This window comes from Sulfolobus sp. A20, from assembly GCF_001719125.1.
Classification (GTDB): domain Archaea; phylum Thermoproteota; class Thermoprotei_A; order Sulfolobales; family Sulfolobaceae; genus Saccharolobus.
Genome location: NZ_CP017006.1, coordinates 616079 through 639892, shown reverse-complemented (window position 1 = coordinate 639892; position 23814 = coordinate 616079). Strand labels below are relative to the sequence as shown.

General features: G+C 33.0%; 24 protein-coding genes. 13 read left to right on the top strand and 11 right to left on the bottom strand.

Annotated features, from left to right (window positions below):
* Nucleotides 1-24: 24 nt before the first annotated feature.
* Complete coding sequence (locus BFU36_RS03460) at nt 25-930, bottom strand: translation elongation factor (RefSeq protein ID WP_069282286.1); 906 nt, start codon at nt 928-930, stop codon at nt 25-27.
* Nucleotides 931-978: 48 nt separating this feature from the next.
* Here BFU36_RS03460 and BFU36_RS13500 point away from each other — a divergent pair, with 48 nt between their 5' ends.
* Nucleotides 979-1272 (top strand): TIGR00304 family membrane protein, encoded by a 294-nt coding sequence (locus tag BFU36_RS13500; protein WP_083216343.1) that lies wholly within the window; start codon nt 979-981, stop codon nt 1270-1272.
* On the opposite strand, the gene BFU36_RS03450 is transcribed toward BFU36_RS13500, so the two are convergent.
* On the bottom strand, nt 1269-2384 hold the full coding sequence (locus BFU36_RS03450; protein WP_197490542.1) for a zinc-binding dehydrogenase: 1116 nt from the start codon (nt 2382-2384) through the stop codon (nt 1269-1271). The two genes, BFU36_RS13500 and BFU36_RS03450, sit on opposite strands and share 4 nt — an antisense overlap.
* A gap of 68 nt (nt 2385-2452) precedes the next feature.
* On the opposite strand from BFU36_RS03450, the gene BFU36_RS03445 reads away from it, so the two are divergent.
* Together BFU36_RS03445 and BFU36_RS03440 are read left to right on the top strand one after the other, a co-directional pair.
* The gene (locus BFU36_RS03445) at nt 2453-3787 is read left to right on the top strand and encodes a DEAD/DEAH box helicase (RefSeq protein ID WP_069282284.1); all 1335 of its coding nucleotides are present in this window, start codon (nt 2453-2455) and stop codon (nt 3785-3787) included.
* On the top strand, nt 3774-5231 hold the full coding sequence (locus tag BFU36_RS03440) for a DUF790 family protein (protein ID WP_069282283.1): 1458 nt from the start codon (nt 3774-3776) through the stop codon (nt 5229-5231). Before BFU36_RS03445 ends, BFU36_RS03440 begins: the two co-directional genes overlap by 14 nt.
* On the opposite strand, the gene BFU36_RS03435 is transcribed toward BFU36_RS03440, so the two are convergent.
* From BFU36_RS03435 to BFU36_RS03425, 4 genes are all read right to left on the bottom strand, one after another.
* Nucleotides 5218-6807, bottom strand: coding sequence for a radical SAM protein (locus BFU36_RS03435; protein WP_069282282.1), 1590 nt, complete (start codon nt 6805-6807; stop codon nt 5218-5220). The two genes, BFU36_RS03440 and BFU36_RS03435, sit on opposite strands and share 14 nt — an antisense overlap.
* A gap of 314 nt (nt 6808-7121) precedes the next feature.
* Nucleotides 7122-7373, bottom strand: coding sequence for a hypothetical protein (locus BFU36_RS03430; RefSeq protein ID WP_069282281.1), 252 nt, complete (start codon nt 7371-7373; stop codon nt 7122-7124).
* Nucleotides 7354-7521, bottom strand: a complete 168-nt coding sequence (locus BFU36_RS14045) for a hypothetical protein (RefSeq protein WP_185957824.1) — start codon at nt 7519-7521, stop codon at nt 7354-7356. Before BFU36_RS14045 ends, BFU36_RS03430 begins: the two co-directional genes overlap by 20 nt.
* 509 nt (nt 7522-8030) lie before the next feature.
* Complete coding sequence (locus BFU36_RS03425) at nt 8031-8951, bottom strand: alpha/beta hydrolase (RefSeq protein ID WP_069282280.1); 921 nt, start codon at nt 8949-8951, stop codon at nt 8031-8033.
* An 858-nt stretch (nt 8952-9809) separates the two neighbouring features.
* On the opposite strand from BFU36_RS03425, the gene BFU36_RS03420 reads away from it, so the two are divergent.
* The 4 genes from BFU36_RS03420 to BFU36_RS03405 all read left to right on the top strand — a co-directional run bounded on the left by BFU36_RS03420 (nt 9810) and on the right by BFU36_RS03405 (nt 15431).
* Nucleotides 9810-10529 carry a ParA family protein gene (locus BFU36_RS03420; RefSeq protein WP_069282279.1) on the top strand — a complete coding sequence of 240 codons (720 nt, stop codon included), beginning with the start codon at nt 9810-9812 and terminating at the stop codon, nt 10527-10529.
* Between the two features lie 9 nt (nt 10530-10538).
* Nucleotides 10539-11546, top strand: coding sequence for a pyridoxal-phosphate dependent enzyme (locus BFU36_RS03415; RefSeq protein WP_069282278.1), 1008 nt, complete (start codon nt 10539-10541; stop codon nt 11544-11546).
* A gap of 119 nt (nt 11547-11665) precedes the next feature.
* Nucleotides 11666-13810: a hypothetical protein gene (locus tag BFU36_RS03410; RefSeq protein WP_069282277.1), complete on the top strand. Its 2145-nt coding sequence runs from the start codon at nt 11666-11668 to the stop codon at nt 13808-13810.
* Nucleotides 13800-15431: a hypothetical protein gene (locus BFU36_RS03405; protein ID WP_231961225.1), complete on the top strand. Its 1632-nt coding sequence runs from the start codon at nt 13800-13802 to the stop codon at nt 15429-15431. The genes BFU36_RS03410 and BFU36_RS03405 overlap by 11 nt, the downstream gene beginning before the upstream one ends.
* Here BFU36_RS03405 and BFU36_RS03400 read toward each other — a convergent pair.
* Entirely contained in the window at nt 15424-16689 is a 1266-nt protein-coding gene (locus BFU36_RS03400) for a hypothetical protein (RefSeq protein ID WP_069282276.1), read from the bottom strand. The genes BFU36_RS03405 and BFU36_RS03400 overlap by 8 nt on opposite strands.
* 53 nt (nt 16690-16742) lie before the next feature.
* Between BFU36_RS03400 and BFU36_RS03395 the strand changes: the two genes are divergently transcribed.
* Nucleotides 16743-16985 carry a hypothetical protein gene (locus tag BFU36_RS03395; RefSeq protein WP_069284568.1) on the top strand — a complete coding sequence of 81 codons (243 nt, stop codon included), beginning with the start codon at nt 16743-16745 and terminating at the stop codon, nt 16983-16985.
* The gene (locus tag BFU36_RS03390; RefSeq protein WP_069282275.1) at nt 16973-17662 is read left to right on the top strand and encodes a hypothetical protein; all 690 of its coding nucleotides are present in this window, start codon (nt 16973-16975) and stop codon (nt 17660-17662) included. Before BFU36_RS03395 ends, BFU36_RS03390 begins: the two co-directional genes overlap by 13 nt.
* 9 nt (nt 17663-17671) lie before the next feature.
* Here the strand turns inward: BFU36_RS03390 and BFU36_RS03385 are convergent, their stop codons facing one another.
* Nucleotides 17672-18358 (bottom strand): hypothetical protein, encoded by a 687-nt coding sequence (locus tag BFU36_RS03385; protein WP_069282274.1) that lies wholly within the window; start codon nt 18356-18358, stop codon nt 17672-17674.
* Between the two features lie 64 nt (nt 18359-18422).
* Here BFU36_RS03385 and priX point away from each other — a divergent pair, with 64 nt between their 5' ends.
* On the top strand, nt 18423-18902 hold the full coding sequence (gene priX / locus BFU36_RS03380; protein WP_069282273.1) for a DNA primase noncatalytic subunit PriX: 480 nt from the start codon (nt 18423-18425) through the stop codon (nt 18900-18902).
* A gap of 118 nt (nt 18903-19020) precedes the next feature.
* Nucleotides 19021-19218 carry a hypothetical protein gene (locus tag BFU36_RS03375; RefSeq protein WP_069282272.1) on the top strand — a complete coding sequence of 66 codons (198 nt, stop codon included), beginning with the start codon at nt 19021-19023 and terminating at the stop codon, nt 19216-19218.
* A 50-nt stretch (nt 19219-19268) separates the two neighbouring features.
* Here the strand turns inward: BFU36_RS03375 and BFU36_RS03370 are convergent, their stop codons facing one another.
* Nucleotides 19269-19577, bottom strand: coding sequence for a hypothetical protein (locus BFU36_RS03370; protein WP_069282271.1), 309 nt, complete (start codon nt 19575-19577; stop codon nt 19269-19271).
* A gap of 52 nt (nt 19578-19629) precedes the next feature.
* Nucleotides 19630-20631, bottom strand: a complete 1002-nt coding sequence (locus BFU36_RS03365; RefSeq protein WP_231961224.1) for a lipopolysaccharide assembly protein LapB — start codon at nt 20629-20631, stop codon at nt 19630-19632.
* Nucleotides 20632-20697: 66 nt separating this feature from the next.
* Here BFU36_RS03365 and BFU36_RS03360 point away from each other — a divergent pair, with 66 nt between their 5' ends.
* Together BFU36_RS03360 and BFU36_RS03355 are read left to right on the top strand one after the other, a co-directional pair.
* On the top strand, nt 20698-22683 hold the full coding sequence (locus BFU36_RS03360; RefSeq protein ID WP_069282270.1) for an acetate--CoA ligase family protein: 1986 nt from the start codon (nt 20698-20700) through the stop codon (nt 22681-22683).
* Between the two features lie 43 nt (nt 22684-22726).
* Nucleotides 22727-22882, top strand: coding sequence for an AbrB/MazE/SpoVT family DNA-binding domain-containing protein (locus BFU36_RS03355; protein WP_069282269.1), 156 nt, complete (start codon nt 22727-22729; stop codon nt 22880-22882).
* Here BFU36_RS03355 and BFU36_RS03350 read toward each other — a convergent pair.
* Nucleotides 22879-23814 carry a nucleoside hydrolase gene (locus tag BFU36_RS03350; protein ID WP_069282268.1) on the bottom strand — a complete coding sequence of 312 codons (936 nt, stop codon included), beginning with the start codon at nt 23812-23814 and terminating at the stop codon, nt 22879-22881. The two genes, BFU36_RS03355 and BFU36_RS03350, sit on opposite strands and share 4 nt — an antisense overlap.

Genomic DNA, 23814 nt, shown 5'->3' with positions numbered 1-23814 from the left:
AATTATTTACTTTGATTTACTAAGCTATAAATTAACATATCCAATTACTCTTGGTTTACCTTGCTTTACGTTAACGTTTAAAATTGGTATTTGATCACTGATTAAAGGTATTACCACCGAGGTTTTTATCTCAGCCTTTTCGTTATTAACCTTGACATTAGCAGGTACTGCATAGCCCTTTATTAATACATGGTTTTGTCCTTCGTTGAAGGTCGACCAAGGATATTTGGTCAATTTTCCCTCAATCTTATTATCTACCTTAACATTAGGCTTTATTAAGTACATAAGATCTTTTATCTCATCCTCTTTTACGTTCCTTAAAGCGAAGCCCACTCTAACTCCACTCCCCACTGAGTTAACATCCTCGTCAAGAACTTGAATACTCTTTATTTCCACCTCTTTATTATATGGCAGTGCTAATAATTTATCGTGAGCCTCAACCTTAGTGTAGGAAAAGCCAGTGACTACAGTTCCTACTCCTTTAACTGTGAATACTCTATCAATGTAAACTATACCCAAATCCTTTTCCTTAGACTCCTCCAAATCCGAGATATCATTAGTTAACTTAAAGTTTTTGAACGAACTTAGAGGAGAAAGAATAGAGTTCAATTTTCTTTCTTCAAGATCACTTATTACAATCTTGTTTTTAATATTAAGTGAGTCTACTAACATTGCCAATTCACCGTCTTGCCATGACAGATTTTCTGGCAGATAAAGGATCGAAAGGGAAGAGAGCGATATTAGCTCAGCACTGTCCAAGAACTTGTCCGGATAATCCAAGGAAACAAGAATTGACCTTATATACTCTCCCCTCTTTCTATAGTATATTTTGAATTTTGCATTTTCATGGAGTTTTCCCAATTTATTAGCTATTTCAGTTATTTTTTCTTTATTCGAGGATGTTATCGATATAATCTCCCCTTCATACATCTTGATCACTGGTGCAAAACTTTTAACCTCATGTTCAAGTTTTAAAATATGAAATTAATTGTTGCTTCTATCATACTAATGTTTATTGGTTTTCTCCTAGTATTCGCTAGTATTTTGTCTCCACCGTATGCCACAACCCAATCCACTTCAGCTACTAGCAGTCCGCAATTTGCAGGACTAATCTTAATTGGACCTATACCAATAGCTTTCGGAAATGTTCCTTCCTCAGTTTTAGGTAACCTAGTGATAGTAGGCGTTATCTTCACAATTATATTACTTATAATATATCTAATTATGTTCATAATTGCAAGGAAAAATGCTAGATTTCCACCACCTTATTAATCGGGTACAATTAAGCTCCTTATAGCCTCTCCCTCTTCCAATAGCTTAACAGCCTCGTTAATTTCTTCTAACTTAAATGTGCCAGTAACCAAGGAAGTGGGGTCATATTTGCCTAGTTTAACTAACTGTAATAACCTAGGCATATCTATTCTAGGTCTAGCTCCATAACTACCTATTATTCTTATCCCGTTTCTTACTATCATAGCTATCCTTAATGGGATTTCAGAGGTAGTAGGTGGTAGTCCAACTAAGATTACTCTTCCACCAACTCTCACTGATTCTATAGCCATTCTTATAGTTTCTTGAGTTCCTGCTGCTTCTATCACGATATCTGGTCCACCATTAGTTATTTCCTTAATTGTCTTGGCTGCATCGGTCTCCTTTGAGTTGATCACATCCGTAGCGCCAATTTCTAAAGCTTTCTCAAGTTTCCATTTCTTAGTTCCTACTCCTATTATCCTTCCAGCTCCTATGGACTTTAGCATCTGAATTATAGATAAACCTACACCACCTACACCAATAACTGCTACGCTCTCTCCAGGTTCAACCTTAGCTATATTTACAGCCCCATATGCCGTTAAGCCTGCACAACCTAATACTGCTATTTTCTTTAGATCCATATCTTCAGGAACTTTATTCAAAGCCGTTTGTGGTAAAACGGCGTACTCAGCAAATCCACCTCCTAGGAATGTTCTTATGGCTCTTCCATCTCTGTAACGCACTCTAGTGGTTCCATCTAGCATAGTGCCATTTAGTCTAGTCTTAGCAAAGTTCTCACACAAGTTCTCATTACCTGTTATACAATTTTTACATTGACCACAAGGATGTACAAATGATGAAACTACTCTATCTCCTCGTTTAAGGTTTGTGATCCCCTCACCTATTTCTTCTACTACTCCTGAGATTTCATGCCCTGCTATTACTGGTGTTGGTACTGGAGTCTTCCCCTCAAATACATTAACATCAGAGTGGCATAGCCCGGTTGCCGTCACTTTTATCCTCACTTCTCCTCTCTTAGGTTGATCAATTTCTACGCTATCCTCAATCACTAGTGGTTCATTATATTTATGGAGAATTGCTGCCTTCATTGTTATTACATACTGTATAAACATATTTAAACATTTCTATACATCTCACTTATGGTATCAATTTTAAATATAATAAATTCATAAATTATAGCGTGGTATACTTATCCTATTTTAAGGGGTTATTAATATGTGATGTATCTGCCCCGGGATTATCGTGGAGTGAAGAGTTAAAAGCTTATATCGGTCCTGCAAGTAAATATAGAGATTTAATTTTCTATTTCAAAAGATCTAACGTTGAGGTTCAAGATAAGGTACTGGATTTGTTACCATTTCCGATAATAGATGATAAGATACAGTTAAGGAAATATCAAGAAGATGCCTTACTCAAGTGGTTTCGGACTAGGCAAGGTATAATAGTCTTACCTACTGGTGCTGGAAAGACGGTAATTGGTTTAAAAGCCATTGCTCTGATCAAGCAAGCAACTCTTATAGTGGTACCAACTCTTGATTTGCTTCAACAATGGTACGAAAGTATTAAAAAGCTTCTTAACGTCGAAGCTGGAAGAATTGGTGGAGGATTTGACGAAATTAAAGGGATTACTGTTGCTACTTATGATTCAACTTACACTAGGCTTGAAAGTATAGGTAATAAATTCGCTTTAGTTATATTCGATGAAGTTCACCATCTAGCGTCTGAGGGCTATTCTATTATAGCTCAAGGTTTAGCTTCACCTTACAGATTAGGTTTAACAGCAACTCCTGAGAGAAGTGACGGAAGACATTCTCTTTATCCTTCTCTAGTTGGACCAATAGTTTATACTATTACATTCTCTGAATTAGCTGGAAAATTTTTATCCAACTTCACGATTCAAAGAATTTATGTCGAATTAACAGAGGAAGAGAGGAAGAAATACGAATATTATAGAGGAATATTAAAGAAATTTCTAGATAAGAAAGGATTACAGTTGAGGTCATTACAAGATTTTCGTAATTTAATAAAATTAGCTTCAAGAGACAAAGAAGCTAGAGAGGCGTTATTAGCTTGGCATGAGGCTCTAAAGATAGCTGTTAACTCAAGGGCTAAAGTAGAGAAGCTAAGAGAACTATTAAGTAAATTAAAGGACGATAAAGTAATAATATTTACTAGAAACACTTCCATGGCTTATGATATTTCTAGGACCTTTTTAATACCAGCTATTACTTACAAGACTCCCAAAAATGAGAGATTAGAGATTTTAGAGAAATTTAAGGAGGGGGAATATAAAGTAATTGTAACTTCTAGCGTGTTGGATGAAGGCGTTGATGTTCCTGATGCGTCAGTTGGAATAGTTCTAGGGGGATATGGAACACAGAGGCAATTTGTTCAAAGACTAGGGAGAATATTGAGAAAGAAAGAGAATAAAATTGCGAGATTAATAGAGATAGTATCGAAGGGAACCAGTGATTATAATTTAAGTAAGAGGCGAAGACAAAATGTTGCCATCTGAGTTAGCAAGATATAAAATTATGGGAAATAAGATATATCCACTTTTTGCACAATCAGATGATATTGAAATAGCTGATGATGTAATGAGAATTTTTGAAATAGGCAGGAAAGTAGGAGAGATATTAGATGACGTAAAGTACTTGTCGAAGATATATGACTATAAGCTAGTTAAAGGATTAGCGAGAACTTTCCTTAAATATTGTGAGATAGAAAGTGAAAGTAAAATAGACTATAGAGAACTTAGAAGGGAAATATTTAAGAGAGGTCCAGTGTATACTGAAGAAGAAAGAGAGAAGGTTATCGGAGAGGTAAAGGAAATTTTTCGTGTTGATCCCATTAAGGTAATGTATGAGGATTTGGATGAGGAGAGAAAGATTGTTAAGCTACCAGATAACATCACTGCAGAAGATTTAATAAAAATATACAATCTTTCCCTACTGCAAACAATTGTGTTTAATGCATATAGAATAACTATATTTATGAGTGAAGGTTGGAAAGAGATAGCTCGTAAAATTAAGATGTTAGGGCTAATGTACTTAGCATATGATAAACCGATCCATATTGACATCTTTGGGCCGCTTTCATTATTGAGGATGACCGAGAAATATGGTAAAAATTTAGCTTCACTAATACCATTTGTGGTCTCTAGAAAGGATTGGAAGATAATTGCAAGCGTAGTGTTAGGTAAGAGGAAGAGGACATACAAATTAGAGTTATCTAATACTCATGAGCTGTTTAAGTACGTTAGAGATGAAGAGATAGAGAAGAGATTTGATAGTAGTATAGAGGAAAAGTTTTACAATGACTTCAGGAAAGTTATTAAGGATTGGCTAATAATAAGAGAACCTGAACCATTCGTAATAGATAATAGACTTTATTTCCCGGACTTTCTGCTTCAAAAGAATAACGTTAAGGTTTACGTAGAAATAATGGGATTTTGGACGAAGGAGTACATAAATAATAAGTTAGAGAAACTAAAGCACTTCCCTAATCCCATCTTGATAATATTAAATGAAGAACTTAGTTACGAGAATTACATACCATCAAGTCTTAATATTATAAAATTTAAGAGAAAAATTGACATAGGTAAAATATATAACTATCTCAGAACTTTACTTCCAGCTGTGGAAGTTAAGGAAATTAATTTAGGTGACATAAACGATCACGTTATATCTATCAAGGAATTAGCTAATAAGTATAATGTTGACGAGAAGGTGATAAGGGAAAAACTGACCAGTTATAAAGATTATATAGTGTTAAAAAACTATGCGATAAAAAGGACATATCTTGAGGAAATTTCTAAAAATAATTTCACCGATAAGTCTCTCTCTGAGCTAATTAATGCTTATGGTAATTATATCGTGGATGTAATAGAATATTTAGGATATATTATTTTATGGAAAAATATTTCTGATGCTATTGTAAAGAAGATCAAAGAGGCTTAAATGCTAATCTGAATAACCAATATATAGATTTTATTACACCTAGAGTGTTATTTAAGTTAATATTGCTAAAGTTGTATGCATATCTTCCCTTTGTCTCTTTTAATTGCAGGAATACCCATTCTATACTATCAAACACTCTATCTATCATATACTTTACAATTCCTTGAGCAAACTTGTTTTTTATTCCTCCAGTTAATATAGGTATCATCTCTCTAGTTATTTTTAAATCATATTTCCATGAAATATATAGCAAATCCCAATATCTACTAGGCAACTTTTCCATTATAGGGAAAGGATTGTCCTTGATATATGAGGTTCCCATTGGTATTACTACTAGTGGGAATATCCAAGCTTTTAAACCATGATCAATAATACTCTCAACAAGTTTAATACTCTCATCTACATCTTCATCAGTCTCATCAAGATAACCAATAGTCATAGTATAACAAGGATAAATATAATTATCATTCATAATAGCAGTAGCATCAATAATAACATCACCCCACTCCCTAGGAGTCCAAGGAAAAGGCTTACCCCTCATATACTTACTAATAATCCTCTCACTACCACTCTCCAAACCAACAACAGGAGCTGCAGCTCTATCCTTATCATATCTAGCTATCTCCGACATAGCTTTAACGGTTTGCGGGCTAGATTTAACTGCAGGAGCAGAAATATGGGGGAACCATATTCCATCAACTCCCATGTTCATAGTTTCTGAGAACAATTTAACAATAGCTTCATGATTAACCCTCAACTTCTGAGAACCATAAAGCAAAACATCATCAGTTATAAATTCTACTCTCTTTGTACCTGCTTTCATGTTTACTTGTATTTCTTTTTTTATTGTTTCTATTGGTATGCTTATGAATGTTTCTGGTGTTATTGAGCAGAATTGGCATCCTCTTGGGCATCCCCTAGTTATTTGTACTTCTCCAAGCCTAGCTGGGTTTATTATTGGTGGTATTTTAGTGCTTTTTGGTAATTTATTATAAATTACCTTATTTTCAATTTCCTCTCCATCTATCAATTTCTTCATTACCTCTGGTAATTTACCCTCAGCGTCACCAATGTATATTACATCAATCCAATTTGGCTTATCCTTAACTAACTCCCAAGCCCCCGGACCACCAGCAACAACCTTAAACCCATACTTACCCTTAAGCTTAGAAATACTCTCCCCCAATTCCTCAAAATACTTTGCAGTCCAAGTAGAACCACCACCAAAAATCATGGACAACTTAAAACTAACCGGGTTCAAACCAAAAGGATCATGAACAGTCAAACCAACAACCCTAGTCCTACCATCCACAACCTTCCCCAACCTCTCAGGAGGAACCACAGCAACACTACTAAAACCAGCATGAACTAACACACTCTCCACCTTCCTCAAAGCATAAGGAGCATACAACGCTTTACCCTCAGAATCAACTGGAGTATTAGGTGTGAAGAATTTATCCATGAAAGCTCTGGGAACTAATCTTGAGGGCATACAAGCTACATACCCTAATACGCTAGATCCTCCATAGTCTGTAAAGGAACCTTTGTCTGCTGTTAATATGATGTCCCATGCCATAATATTTAATTTATTCAGATGCTATAAAAAGTATTCATTATAAATCATGAAAAAAGGTAATATCTCATTTGTATAAACTTATTTATTGTGAAAGGATAGATACGGAATTAGGGACTTAATTCACTAATTAATTTTTAGTTAGTTAAAGATTCAGTTTTTACCAATTATGAGATCCTTTTTATAATTGAATGTAGAGCATAGTGTATACGTAATGTTTAGAAAATTAAGTATGGGCAACAATTTCTTTACTCCATAAAATTTTATTCTCGTTTACACTAATAGATTTCGAGTATGTTGTGGAAGAAGATTTTTAGCTATCTTGTTGAGCTCCATGTGGAGTCCACGCTTGCTAGTTTTAGACTTTGGATAATAGTTCTATAAGCTTCTTGTTCCAAACGTTTCAACCTCGTTGAACTAAGAGAATGCCTTGTAGCCTTATCGTGTAGGAAGATAACTTTATCCCTCCAATTCTCAAGCTTAATACCATTTACATAAACGTAAAAACCACTCCTAAGAACATGAAGAATTAGCCCAGACTCGTAATGCCTAACAACCCATCTCACCATTAACCCTCATCAACGAGTAAATGATCCCCATCCTTAATATCAAGCTTAAGCTCATAATTAACATTAGCCAACTCGTGAAGAGCAAGGTAGTGTGAGGCAATGAAGTCCTCCAACCTGACAAGTAAGAGGTTAAGGCTAATCTCGTCAAAGGAATGAAACCTAGGCTTAAAAGGGTAGAGATAATTTGGGTGAGGGCGAGGAAATCAAACCTATTCTCGCCCCAATAAATAACTCTAAAAATACTTTTCCACATAAAGAAAATTTAATTTATATCAAAACAACCAAATCGTTGTCCACACATCATGTTATCGAATTCATATTTTAGATATGGGCATTCCTTCTAGTCTAACATTGCATGAGTTTTAAGGTGTATCCTTATTTGGCAATTTCTGTCAAAGGTCGGCAATGTATGCACTAGTACTCTCAGATTATTATATTCTGTCATATATACGTTCGTTAATAATCCCGAATCCAACTGTGTAGAGAGTAAAGGTTTTCATTTCAATATGTTATTCCATTTTTTCACCAGTTATTGGATTGATTCTAAGTTCAGGAGGCTCTCTTATCTTTAAGCGAGTACATAAATTACATTGTGGCTCTTCATAAATAATTTTTATTAATCAAAAAGATACTGAAAAATGTCCCGCAGTCTTTCTCCTACTTGAAAATGTCTTTAAGTAATGCTCCAATCATCACTGTAACTTGACGTGAAGTTCTTGGTGAACCCAAAAATGCATGAATATTCCCATTTACTCTAAAACTTAATGTTGGGACACCAGATTCCATTAGTCTATATGCATAAGCTTCTCCTTGATCTCTTAAAGGATCGTATTCTGCAGTAACAATTATAGCCCGAGGTAAGTTAGATAAGTCCTCTGCAATTAAAGGTGAAAATAATGGATCGTATAAATCTTTCTCATCCCTTATGTACATTTTAATACCATAGTCTACCGGTAAATTGATGTCAAGAAAGTACCCTTTCCTATATTTATTCATAGATTTGGACGCGAGATCAAGATATACGAAAGGGACAACAGGTACCTGTACAGCTAGTCTCAATTTGTTGTCCCTTGCCAACAGCGAAGTAGCAGCCACTAAATTACCTCCGGCACTTATTCCAAATGTGGCAATCTTATCCTTATCAATACCAAGTTCTCCCGCATTATCTCTTGCCCATACTATAGCATTGAAACAATCATACACTGCGGTTGGAAATTTATATTCAGGTGCAAGTCTATAGTCAACTGATATAACTGTACACTCACAAGAGTTTGAAAGGATTCTTGAAATAGCATCCTCAGTCTCAATACTCCCCAGTATCCATGCTCCTCCATGAAAGTGCATTACAAGTCCATTGTTGGTTCTTTTTATAGGGGAGTATATTCTAATTGGCAACTCATAATCCTCTAACTTTACTTTCATATCTCTGGTTTCTCCCACAGGTTCCTTTGGAACCGCCGTTGCCAACAATTCATTTACTTTATGTCTTATTTCCTGGAACTGATATTTGGTAAAATCTATTAGGTTAGCCTTATAATAAACTTGAAGGAAATTCCTTACTTCAGGATCCAGTGGCATAACATTTAATTTTAGTTGATAACATAAAAAATTAATCTAAATAATTAACTTACCTAATTTGTGTCTTGTAAACCATGAGTATATGGATGATACAATAGGAATAAATATATCGACCTTATAGTGGGAACCATTGTATACGTCCAGATGACCATATTCCTCAAAAGTATCATACTATAAGAACGATTTCCGGGGATGGGGTTATTGCTCAACCTACCATGTATGACATACTACTGTCATGAAGCTATAAATTCTGGTTGTTGTGGTCTTATTTTAAACATGAGTGTTTTGCTGATTTGTTTCTCTTTTATTTCATTGATGAGTTTATGCTCTCGTTTCTAGCTGTATGGTCTCTTAAGGTAAAATACATGTTGTAATTATGGCTTATCTATGTATTTTGGCTTACTTGAAGGTTTTTTCATCTTTACCTAGCTAATTTCCTTTTCTACTTATTTATTGTGAGTATCCACTTGTATAGTCCTTATTTAGAGTATGTCTAAGCTTACGGATTTTGATATTGCCTTAGAGTTTAGTCTTATGATAACTCAGCGGATACTTATAAATAAGTGATGACAACTCCCTTATCTAAAAACCCCTTGAAATAGGATATTCAAGGCTTAACTTGCTTATGCTTTGCATTCTCAAAAAACTTCTTATACTCCTGCTTACCCATAATAACGTGATAACGCTAAATAAGGTATATCCCTATAAACCTCCTTCTTACTCATTTTACTCATAAGTATTTATGTAAAATGGGTCAATAATTTTTAGCTTTATAACGGCACTATGTCCACATTTAGAAAATTTATGAATAAAAATAGTGTTAATATTTAAGTAATGTCAATATGAATTATTAACTAAATGTATGTTATCAGAATTTTAGGGGTTAAAGGTGGAGTTGGTAAGACTACTATTTCTTTATACCTAGTAAATTATCTTTCTGAACTAGGAAAATGTCTATTAATAGATTATGATAATCTAGCCTATGGTTCTTTGTTGTTAGGGCATACTAGAAGTGGTCTAGCTGAGGAAATAATTAACGGGTTAAGACCCTTATCTGAATCGTTAAAAACAGTAAGTGATAACGCATATTTACTAAAGATATTCTCAGATATTAGTACGAAATCTAGGATAAGCAAAATAGAGGCAAAGATCATTCAAAGTATAATTAGAAAGCTATTGAAAAGTGAAAAATGGGATTATGTAATAATTGATACACCGCCAGCTCCATCTAATGATGATCCAATAATCTCAGTAGATGGTGAGATAAATTATGATGTTTTTGTTACTGATATCACAAACATTATTTCTACAATAAATTTCTTTGCATCGTTTAAGGATGATATGAGAAAAAACGTTCTTTTTCTAAATCTTATTCCGCCGATAAAGGACGATATCGAAAAAACGAAGGAAATTGCAAAGAATTATCGTGATATCTTTGACATGGTCGTAGTAGAAACTTTTGAGGAGCAATTATATTTATATAAATTGTCTAAGTTGAGCTTGTTTAAGAGTAGAACATTAGATAGGTTTATAGAAGCTTTGTTAAATGGAGAAAAAATAATAGTGCATCCAGATTAGATAGCATAAATGTTTAGAGAAATATGTGCGATTTGTGGAAAAGAGAGAGAAAGTCTGTACGAGTTAAAGTGTAAAAAATGTGGAGGTCCGTTTGAAATCATATTAGATTTTGAATACAACGATAAAGACAAGTTAGCTAATTTTCCATATATTAAAAATTTTATTTCGCTCGGAGAAGGAAATACTCCAACGATAAGAAGAGGAAAAAATTGGTTTAAACTAGATTTTCTAAACCCTACTGGTTCCTATAAAGATAGGGGTTCAGTCACCTTGATTTCTTATCTAGCAGAAAAAGGGATTAAGGAAATAGCTGAAGACTCTTCAGGTAATGCTGGTTCTTCTATTGCAGCTTATTCTGCAGCAGCTGGAATTAAGGCTCATATCTATGTTCCGGAAAATGCAAAAGGAAATAAAGTGAAGCAGATAGAGGCTTATGGTGCTGAATTAATTAAAGTTAAGGGAAGCAGAGAGGACGTAACTAAAGCTGCGGAGAGTTCTGGATATTATTTTGCCTCTCACGTTTTACAACCTCAATTCAGAGATGGTATAAGAACTTTAGCTTATGAAATATTTTCAGATATTGGTAGAAAAGCACCAGACTACGTGTTTTTACCAGTTTCAGCTGGTACCTTGTTATTGGGTGTACATAAGGGATTTAGCCACTTACTTAACTCTGGATTTATTGATGAAATGCCTAAAATTATTGCAGTACAAACAACTCAAGTAATGCCCTTATGTGCTAAATTTAAGAAAATTAATTACAATCCTCCTGAGAAAGTTACATCAATTGCTGATGCATTGGTTTCTACTAAACCGTTCTTATTGGATCAAATGATAAAAGCTATTAATGAGTGTATTGTTGTTAGTGATGAAGAGATCATAGAAGCATGGAAAGACCTAGCAAAGATGGGGATATTAGTAGAATATAGTTCAGCTACAGTTTATGCGGCATATAAAAAATTTAAAGCAGAAAATTCTGTGCTAGTGTTGACTGGAAGTGGACTAAAAACTATTTAATTTCATGGTAACTATATACATGATGATGATAAGGGACCACGTAGATAGGTGAAGATAACTTACCCGTCTGAGTTTGGCATAAATTTAATAGTGTTAATGTTTACGTTAAGTGTAGCCATATGGATAAACGTCTGATTAGCATTGTTTTAGCTATCACTAACATAATAGGTTTGCTAGAACTTCCACTTTATTTTCCATTTTTAGCATTTATTATGTTTTCCTCATCTTTAGCAATTCTATATGAGGCTCAGCTTTCACTTATATCTACTTTGATAGTTTCGATAATTTTGGCAGTATTTACTACACTTACTTCTATCGAGAAAGTGATTATAGTAGCCTTTTTTCTTATTATATCGTTATTTGGGAAAAACAAGTGGATATATTCCATTCTTCTTTCCCTAGTGCCAGGCTTACTTTTAGGTGACTCTTACTTCATATTGATAATACTAGCATTACTTATCATATTGTTGGCAAAGATAGGGGAGGTAAGGGCAATAATACTGTCTGGCATTATCTATCTAATAGTAGCTGGGATAATGTATTCAATAAATTCCTCTTTAGTAATGAATTTATCTAATTTATCATATTACTATCTCCTAATGGGTGTTATAGGAGTTATTGCTGAAAGTCGTAAAATCAATTATAGAAAATTTATGATTTATTTCTCGTTTATACCTGCTTCTTTTCTAGGAATAATGCTAGGATTTCCTAAAGATTCTTCATTGATTTACCTATTTTCTCAGAACTCCTTTTATTCATCCTTCATTTACCTTCCTTGGGTACTTGAATACAATCCTGAGCAGCATATCCTTATAGGATGGTTAGTAATACGTATTTTGCTTATTATTGTAAAAAATAGTTTATTATCTGCACAAGTTTTTTTAGGAATTTTTACATTCTTATCCGGAGTTATATCCTACTTTGTTTTCTCGAAACTAAACCTTAGATATCCACTCTTATTATCCTTGCTTTATCAATTCAACATTTTTAATCCAGTAGTCAATTATTCAGTATCTATCCTACCTTATGCTTTCCTTCCTTTATCTCTTTTCCTAGTATATTATAATAAAAAAATAATGTATGCAATTTCAACCTTAGTTGCAGCTGTATCTATACCACTGTTTATTTCAAGTTTAGTAATTGCGGGAGTAAATAAGAAATATAACTTAATAGGATATGGGCTAGGCTTAAACGCATTTTGGCTTATTCCATATCTAGTTTTTTATCATGGATTACCCAGCGTTTCACCATTATATCTGCTCGTAGGTTTACTTTTTCTTTCATTAGGATTATTATTATACTATCTCGAATACAAAAGGAAAGACATTCTTTACGTATCCTTAATTTCGCTAATACTTCTAGTAATAGGCTTTAACGTAACTCCTCTCTTATTCCTATATTTAATTTTATTGATAGGAAGTTTGAAAAGTATAAAAACACTACTAAACGCTAGCCTAATAGTTTTAATAGCTATCTCATTAATTAGTTTCAGTTATGGTTTATCTTTACGATACCAAAATGTAACGTATTATACCCTTGATCTACAAATGCCTAAAACTGGGATATATGGCTTCGGAGCACAAACTGATAATTTAACTAAACTTCTCACTAGTGGTATAGCGTATAACGCTGTTAACTATTCCACTAAGTACTTCTTATACGATGGGAAGATCATCTATAATCCTTTATATTTTGGTTATCCATTTGCTCCCATTCCAAATTATAGTTCTATAATACGCTTCTCATATGCTTATACAAATTCTGGTGAGATTTTCTTTATATATTCGCCATTTAATCAGTTATTAGGAATTCTCTGGTATCCCTTATCTAACGACTCAGAATTAACTTTAACCTTTCCATTTTCTGTCAAATCATTGCAAGGTGTTCAAGGAATTATTAAGAATAATAGTATAGAGATTTTTTCCTCTACCTATAACAGCTCTGTCATAATTCTGGGAGGCAACATAACTGTTAATGGGAGACCAATTTTTTCTTCTTACTATAAACCAGAAGTACATACAAGTATAGGTATAGGAGAGGTAAAAGAAGAAATAGAAACCAATACCTCAATATTTTTGCCAGTTTATGAACCGGTGATTATCAATGGCAATTTCGTAAATCACTCAGTAGTTCTTAAACCTGGAAAATACATTATAACGTTTTCTAATCCTACAATAATGTATGTGAGTTACATATCAATTTTTATATCAATAATTACAGTAATATTGCTTTTAGTTAGGAGGCTGATAAGAAATGTCGTTTAGGGGAATTTTGTTACTGTTAATTTCAACTCTGTTATTTTTGAGTATTGTATCAACTGTAGTAAGTATTTCATACAGTATATTAGTAATAAAACCATCATTTGTAAAAACTTTAAAGGCTTTAAATGGAAACAGGGTATATAGTAATCCTAATTGGGATAACGGAACTGCTATAGTAATTCATAATATAACTTATGAGATGGTAGAAGGATTAGGTTACGCATATGCTGTGCAAAACTACTCAACCTTAGGACTTTCTAACTTCACTTACTCAGTAAAATATGTGTACTTTTCTGGATTGGGTGCAGGAGCTATAGTATTAGCTGGAAACGTTGATTTAAAAGAATCTGCAAATAAACAGCCTTATGTTTTAATATATTGTGTAACGTCTGGTGAAATGTTAGTTAAGACTCCTAGTAGTAATTTAAAGGTGGTAATGAATAATCTCCCTATAAGTGTGAGTGGTAACTTATCTATATCATTCACTGATGTTGATGGAAACCTTACTGTAGCCTACTTATCTCTTAACAACGATAACGTTACGTTAGCATACATTACACCAATACCTTGGGCAGAAGTTGACTACGTAGGATGGCTACAAAATTATGGTTATTCATACCTTTACTACCTTTCTAGTACAGTTATCGGAGGAGAAACGTATCCAGTAATAGCTGGAGAAACGTATTTAATTTCTAACATAGTTAGTTCACCCAACCTTAATCTGGGACCAGCTGAGATAATATCGTCTACTAAAAATTATGAAATATTGAAAGGTACTCAGCCAGGAGATTATTTGGTTGAAGAATATAATGTGACTTCTCTTAATTCATTAATAGTTACTATGAATTTCACATACTATAATGGCAGTGAAGTAGGTATAGAACTTCTGGGTAAAGGATTAGCTGTTAGTAATCCTGACTTACAACAAGTTTATGGGTTGATATATGCAATAAATAACGGCGAATTATACGTTAAAGAACCCACCACGTTATGGCAACTATTCAAATCTAGTCTACCAGCAACTGATCAAGGAGTAGTGTCTGCAGTATTTTTGAATCAAGAAGGAAATGTGTCACTTTATGAGGTAATACTTGATGATACTAATACCTATATACTTAACATTACTACACCAATTCCGTGGTCTAGCATATTGTACGTAGGCTGGAGAGTTGACAATGGAGTTAGTAAGTTATATTTTATGCCGCAGAATTACGTAATAGGACCGCAAGTAGATCTACAATTCGTATTTTTATCTAATAATGGCGCATCTGTTCCTAATCAGAAATATTTAGTTTACATTGGATCAACTCTCTCTAATCTCAATTTTTATACTTCTGGTTTAACTAATTCTTCTGGAGCTGCAAACCTAGCTTTGCCTATAATTTACTCGAACTCTAATAATTATGAGTACGTTAAGATAGTCTGGGTAAATACCTCAACCAACTTTACAATCATTATTCCTCTAATTCAATACGAAATGAGTAGTATTAACGTTAAACCCTATCCTTTTACACTTATCCAACAAAATATAGACGTTAGTTTAAACTTAATTGAAGTTTCGTTATTTGTGATTCTATTAGTTTTAGTTATAGCTTATCCTTGGTGGGGTAAAAGAATTAAATGAAGATATTTCTGAAGTATCCGTTTTTTCTATACGCAATTAACAACTCATTCAGTTTCTGTGAGTGTTGGGAAATTGGGGTATTAGCGTAATCTTCATTTCCTAAAATATCTCTGGAGTACCAGTAAGCAATTGGATCCAATAAACTAACTTTGTTACCGCTACTTGAAGATACAAAAGGAATGGAATAGTTTATATTAGCTTCTCTTTCAATTATATCTTTTGTTAGTTTAGATAGATAAGGATTTCTAGCGATGAATGTATTTACAAATTTCATTATTACGTTATCAAAGAATTCATAGGAATCAATACCAATTACATATAATGAGGCATAAATGTATTCGTTAAATGTAAAATCTCCCCTCTCATGTAAATCTCCTATTTTTATGTCATTTATTTGAATGAAATTACCATTATATTCCATAAATAAGCCTATTCTTACGTCATTCTTCCTAATACCCTTCATTGGAGCGCCTAAAATATCGGTTTCAGTGACGTTTACATATCCTTTACTAGATAGAGAAATAGTCTTTACTTTATATTTGTTTAGCTTTATTTTTTTATTGTCTAAAAAATTTAATTCAATTACTTCTTTGTACACGTCTTCTAAGGAATAAATCATAGTGAAGATAGTTAATTTTGAATTATTAATAATAACAGTAGATAATGGATTTGTTTTATTGTTTTGATCTAATTTAAAGAATGAGATATACGTGTAAATAGTTCTTAAATCCTTAATTTTATATGGACTTTGCTGATTTTCTTGTATAATCATTGGATTAGGTGAAGCTAATTCTAATAAATCAACAATTCCTAAGTCTAGAATAAGTGATAGATACTGCTTGCTTGATATTTGCAATAGTGGATATACGTGAATCTGCTTTCCTATAATAAGCTTTTTATATTCCTCCATAGAGATTATATCTTTCTTCTTCTTTTGTACTATACTCTCCTGCCTTCTTCTTGGAAGGCATTCATCAAATGAAACCTTTTGGATTATTTTTAATTCTTCTACATCTTGAGAAGTTAATTCACTCAAGTCATCTATTAGCTCATAAATCGCTTTATGTATTGTATTCTTAGTAAACTTTTTACTTATCTTAATTGCTTCACCGTTTATACATGTCGTTATAGATATCTCATAATTACTTTCCTTTTCTAACAGGATTGGAATTTTATTATTTATAATTAAAGCTGTAGTTGAGCCATTAATCGTGTGTTCCGCTAAGTATTTAAGAAGTTCATAGGCTTCTTCTTTCATTCTGTCTTTATTATTATGTCGTGCTTTTATACGTATTCCTCATAATTTTTAATGTGGAAGAGGCGTTAAGTTTAGCTAAAAAAGGCAAGATATTAACTGCATTAAGATTCTTGAAACAGTATATTAAAGAGAATGAATATAAATGGGATAAAATGGAGGAATCTTGCATTAAGCTCTTTGACGCAATTATGGCTATGCCTTCCCTAAATGACGAAAGTTGGGGTATTTTCGTTCCTTCAATGAGTTATGATGAGTTTAATGAATTGATAAGTAGGGTCTATCAATGCATGCATTAGTTAATTACGTTGAAAATATAACATTTAATGTAATAAGAAGAGCTTCAAATGAATTATTTTGTAATACTTTTTCCTTTAGTTCTACCTCTCCTTCTAAGATAATCGCATCAACTGGAAATATAACGCTTATCCTTGTTAAGTCGAATACCAAGGTTGATCTAACGATTTCTTGCGGAAAATTGAAAAGAAAATTGAAAGTGAGCTTAGATGAAGATAAGATAATATATTGGAATGAAGATGATAACAAGAAAAGAATAGAGAAATTGAATATTTACTCATTCCCCAGTGCTTTAACAACTATCGAAGAGGAAATGTTCAAGATTTTAACAAAAATAAGTTTAGAATGTCAACTGCAATCTTTATGTTTCAGCTATAAAAAAAGGATAAAGAACGTGTTGGTTCAAGGAGTAAGGATTAACGTGGATGATAATACTAAACATAAACTAGAGAGAATATTTACTCTAATGTATAAGAAAAGTGTAAAAAGTGATTGTAACGATAATGATCTATGCATCAAAAATATAATATTATCAAATAGAAAGATTTTTATACAATTTTATGATAATTTAAAGAGTAATTATTGGTATGTTGAGTTGAGTGAGTTAATTAACAGGATTCCAGATTATGCTTCGGAAGTTTTAGAACTTATCGATACCATTCGTAGTACAGAGAGATAAAAACAAGATTTATATTTTCTCATTAAGTTTCCTTAGGGCTTCCAGATCTCCAAGAGTAGATAATAGGACTCCTTTGACCTTCTTATCTTTCAACTCATTAATAACTGATAGGATTTCTTCCTCATTAAAAGTTGGCTGATTTAGTTGCTCAACTATTTTCTTATTCTTTTCAGTAACAATAATTAAATAGGGAATAGCTCTACTTAATAAGTTGTGACCATAATATTCAAGTTCATCAACTCTTCTCATTCTTAGAACTAAGAAGAAATCTGCATTGGAATTTAATCTAGCTTTAATCTCGTTTTCATTTCTTCTTAAACTTATCATCATACCAGCTTGAATCCCATACCCTTTAGCTATGTTTACAGCCTCTTCGGAGGATAGATATCCGACTTCCTTACCGTATTTTGGCTTATCACCTTTAGTAAAAGCGACGCTTACATTCATCATTCTTGCGGTTATAGATAGAGAATGTACGAATAGCTCGTTAACATCATATAGTCTCTGATTTATTATTACTTTATTGTTTAAATTAAGCAAATACCTTATTATGGATGCTATAGAAGATGGTAATGGAGCGGGGTAACCTAACGGAGAGTCTGGTATGTTAAATCCATCAAACGACGACAACGTTTTAATCTCATCTATAATCTTTTCAATTTTTTTCTTAGGATGAATCTCCACTAATATTTCCATTTAATCTTACATAGTTAATCTATGAGCTAAATTTTTTTCTTTATATTCTTCTCTACATTATGTCATGAAGAAAAAGGAGGATGAACACATTGAATCAAAGAGGAGGAAGATAATCTTACATTATCCAGATGATACTCCAGCAGGTTATATAGAATACAACGGAGATTCATCAAAAGTCTATGATGAAAATGATAACTTTTTGTTCGAGGTTAATGGAATATTTCCCCCTAAACCTAAATCCTCTTCTGATTTCTCATGGATCGATAAAGTGTTAGAGAAAGGTATTCAAGATGGTAGGAAAAGGTTTATTCTTTACGTAGCTTCACGATATTTAGTGAACATAAAAGGATTAGGTGATGAGGAAGCAATACAAGCACTTAAAGAATTTTATTACAAGGTTCCAACTGGTAAGATTTATGACTCTTGGTTAAAATCTGTAGTAAACGGTGTTAAAAATAAGGGTTTATTACCTTGGTCATTAGAAAAGATAAGCGAGAAAGATAAAGAAATGTATAATGAGATAATTAAGATTTTAAAATCATAATTTATTTAATTAATTCGATTAGATTTATCTATAAAATAACTTTATAGTAAACCAAGAAATAAATGTATGAAGTATATTTAGAGTAAAATATAAAAAGTAGGTGGGAAAAATGGTATTTATGAACTACTCAACTTCCACGTGGATTCTCATATTGGGTCCTCTTGCTGTGTTCTTAGTAATTACGGTTTGGGTGATCGAGTTATTGGCTAAAGCTCCACCATGGTATCCTGCTATTCCTATTGTTATTGGATTCGCGGTTGTGTTTTTAGCGTTAGGAGTATTAATAAGGGCTAAGCTAGGGAAAATCGTATTCTAGTCAGAGCATGAATGGGTCTTCACTTATCTGCTGTCCCATTTTTCTCATCATTATTCTTCTAAAAACTTATTTAGGAAGTCATCTACATATTGTTTTTCTCCGAATATTACTAAATCATCTATATTGTCATCATAATACTTTCTTACCTTATTTATCAAGTTTACCATGTTGAATATATCAAAATCTATAACTTCTCCCCCTTGAAGTTTATCGTCTTCATATACCGTAATTATCATATTCTTATATATGGAAAATCTAAATGCAGAAATTATTTTTCCATCCTCTACCTTTTTATAAACCATAACTAGCATTATTGGTTCGGTTATTCCGTGCCTAGTATATTCCGCGTGCTTTATCATGACATAATTATCGGTTAGTCGAAATTTTATTTTTATCACTAATAACTACCGACTACTTTTTGACATTAGCCTCTATGTACTTCTCGTAGTATTTTATGGAAAGTCTTAGATTAATTACTTCGTTTTCATAGTTGGCTAATTCAGCATATCCTCTGGCTAGAAATAAATAATCATTAATATTCTCAGCACACTTGATTGCCTCTTTTAAGAAATGAACCAATTTAGTTCTCTCGTATAGGTCATATAATATAGTCAATTTATCCTTGCTATCCTCTAACCCACTGATTCCATCTATTATTTCAGATATTAGATCGGAATATTTCTTAGATAACTTATATAAGACCCTTATTTTTCCTTTCTTGTCATTTAATTTGACGTATATATCAAGGGCTTTTCTTAAGTCATCTTCTTGTTCAGAAACACTTAAAACGTCAGCTAGAACTCTCTCATCACCTAGATTGTTAGCCAATTCCTTAGCCTTACCTAATAATTTAAAATCGTTATAATATTTAAATAAGATTGCATATGCTATTGCCAACTCCTCAGAAGGCATATCTAAACTTTCAAGAACTTTCTTAGCTTCTTCAACATATTTAATGTTCTCCGCACCTAGCTTTAGACAAACTTTTGCTAGTAATTTTTTTGACAAAACGTTAATTTCTCCCCTAGAGTTAGAGATGACATCTTTTAGAGTCTCATATGCCACATAGTAGTCTCCCTTGTTAAAATAGGCCAGAGACAAGTTATATAATATTACATTTTTATCGTCTTCCGGCAGCTTAAACTCATTAATTATCTCTTTAAATATATTTATTGCGCTATCATACTCTTCCTTTTCCAGATGAACTAACCCGAGTACGTTCATTGATTTATAATCTTTCTTAGGTAAATTTTTGGATAAATCTATTATCTTATCTAAAAATAGTTTATTCCTACTCTTTACGTAAAGATTATAGTATTCAGAAATTAACGTAGACAAAATTACGTTCCTTTTAGACGAACTTTTCTCCTTCTTAAACTCCTCCTCGAGCTTTATTATTCTCTCTATCTCCATTTTATTATTCTTTCATTATTACAAACCAGTTAAAATTTTTATTAGCTAAATTGCTAATAGGCTTAAATGTCATTAAATCCGCTATTCAAACCTAGAAATATTGCAGTTATTGGAGCTTCTAGAAATAAGGAAAAAGTAGGTAATGTTATATTTAGAAATTTAATTAGTACATTTAGAGGTAACGTTTATCCTATAAATAACAAGGCAGAAAGCGTTGAAGGTATAAAGGCTTACAAGAGTGTTAAAGAAATACATGAAGACATAGATCTAGGTATAATAGTAGTTCCTAGGGAATACGTAATTCCGGTAATGGAAGAGATGGTAGAGAAAGGCGTTAAAAGTGCCATTGTAATTACAGCCGGTTTTAGAGAAGTGGGTAGAGAAGGGGAGGAATTGGAGAAAAAATTGATTAGCATTGCCAGTAAGGGTGGAATTAGATTTCTAGGTCCTAATACTATGGGAATTATCTCACCGGATTATAATGCAACTTTTGCTTTTGGAGACGTTAGAAGAGGAAATATTGCGCTAATAGTTCAGAGTGGAGGAATAGGGGCATACATGCTAGACTGGGCTAGGAAGACTAGGACTGGCATAAGTTATCTAGTCAGTCTGGGAAATCAAGCTGATGTAAAGGAATATGAGGTAATAGAATATTTGTCGGAAGATCCAGAAACTAGAGCAATATTTGTTTACATTGAAGGAGTGTCTGATGGAAATAAATTCTTAGAGGTTTTACCAGAAGCATCTGAAAGAAAACCAATAGTATTCATAAAAGGTGGAGTAACTTCTAAAGGCTCTGAGGCAGTTAGCACTCATACTGGTAGCTTAGCCGGTTCTTATGAGGTATTTAGAGCTGCAGTTAAAACTATTGGAGGTATACTTGTAGAAGACCTAAGGGAATTTCTAAATTTGAGCAGAATATTATCAACTTCTGAACCAATAAGGCAAGAGATTTTGATAATAACTAACTCTGGAGGTCATGGAGTCTTGGCATCAGATGCAGTTGAAAGAAATCAGTTAACTCTAATAGACTTACCAGAGAGGATAAAGAGAGAATTAAGAAAAGTTTTACCTTTAACCAGCACAATAAGGAATCCATTAGATTTAACTGGTGATGCAGGCAGAGATAGGTACGTTAACGCTTTAAAGATAGTATCAGATTTAGATTGTACTAAGGTCGTAATAGCTGAAGCGTTACCTTTTTTGAGCACTACTGAAGTTGCTAAAGCATTATTACAGTTTAAGGGAAAGGGTATAATAGGAGTATTAATGGGCGAGGACGAAGATTTTTCTGCTAGGTTATTAGAAGGAGCTAACATACCATATTTTAGTTTCCCAGAGGATGCAATAAAATCGATTAAATACGTAACTATTAGACCTAAACCTAAGAAAAAGATTAGAATATCCCAACCAATAAGAGACGCTTACTACTTAATAAAAGATAAAAAATATCTAAAAGACTTTGAAGCTTTAAAACTAATGGAAATTTATGGGATTATGACACCTCAGTGGGGTGTTGCAGAATCTGAGGAGGATGCCCAAAAAATAGCTGATAATATAGGATATCCAGTAGTGATGAAGATCTCTCCGGACGAGCCAATGCATAAGACTGAAATGAAAGGAGTTATCATGAACGTGGAAAGAGACATGGTTAAGGACGTTTTTAAGAGATTATCATCTATTACGAAGAGGGTTTTAATTCAACAACAATTAACAGGGCTTGAAGCATACATTGGTGGTATTAAAGATCCAGTTTTTGGTCATACTGTCATCATAGGTAGTGGAGGAGTTTATGTTGAAGTCTTAAAGAACGTGAGTTATGGATTATCACCAATTGATGAAGAAGAAGCTATGGAAATGCTTGAGGAGAGCAAGGTATATCAAATGTTGACTACTAGGAAAAGAAATTATGACGTAGGTTCCTTAATTAGAGCAATTACTATAGTTTCAAGGCTTATCGTTGACTTAAATGTTAAGGAAATGGATATAAATCCAATTATAGTTAATGAAAAAGGTGCTTTTGCAGTCGATAGTAGGATTGTCTTTTCATAGCATTTGATAAAATATTTAAACCCTTTTTTACTAATACATTTTTATGGCAGTAGAAGAAGTTGTAAAGGTTTCTCGCAACTATCAAGTCACAATACCGGCAAAAGTTAGGCAGAAGTTCCAGATTAAAGAAGGAGATTTAGTAAAGGTAATTTACGATGAAAATGAAGGAGTAGTTAAGATACAAGTTCTTAAAACTTAAAACCAGTTAAGTAAGTCATAGATTTTTTCCATAAATCTATTTTTATCTATTTCATATATTATTTCTGCATTAGGGCTATCAGACCAACTAGTGTCTGCATCAAATCTATCAACCAGAGTCATTCCCCTAGTATAACCATCCGTATTATCGATTACTACGTATCTTTTCTCTTTCCTTGTAGCTATTGTACTATCTATAGCAATTGCTGTAGTAATTGCATCAGGATGAGGGTGACCATTAATCCTTTGAACTGAAGAAGAATATTCTCTGTAATGCTTATACATTGACACATATAATCTGCTCATCTTCGTGTTCATCTTATTTATTCTATCCCATTCCTCATTAGTCACTGGATAATTAATTATAACATCCCATGGTACCATAGTAATATCGAATCCAGCGTTAAAAACTATTTTAGCAGCATCTGGATCAACCCAAATATTGAATTCAGCTACTGGTGTTATATTTCCTATACTATAAACTGAACCCCCCATTATCCACACCTTCTTAATCTTATCTACAATTGAATTATCTAGCAGGTATGCCAATGCTAAGTTCGTGAGTGGAGAAATTGCTAAGAACTCTAGCTCACCACTAAATCTATCCGCTAACTCAGTGATCGCAAGCGCAGCATGCTTATTTTGGGCCTTTAGTCTCTGCGGCTTAGCAATAATATCTCCAATTCCTCCCTTACCATGCACTTTTTCAACTGTCATAAAGTTTTTTATTAAGGGTTTTCTTGATCCAGGGAAAACTGGTATATCTTTATCTATTTGCTCCAAGGCCCATAGGGCATTTGATACTTCTTGTTCAAAAGAAATATTTCCTTCAACTATCGTTATACCTTCAACATTCACTCCATTCTTTATCAGCATATATAAGCTTAATATATCATCCTCCGCTGTATCACAATCTATAATAAAATGTCTCAT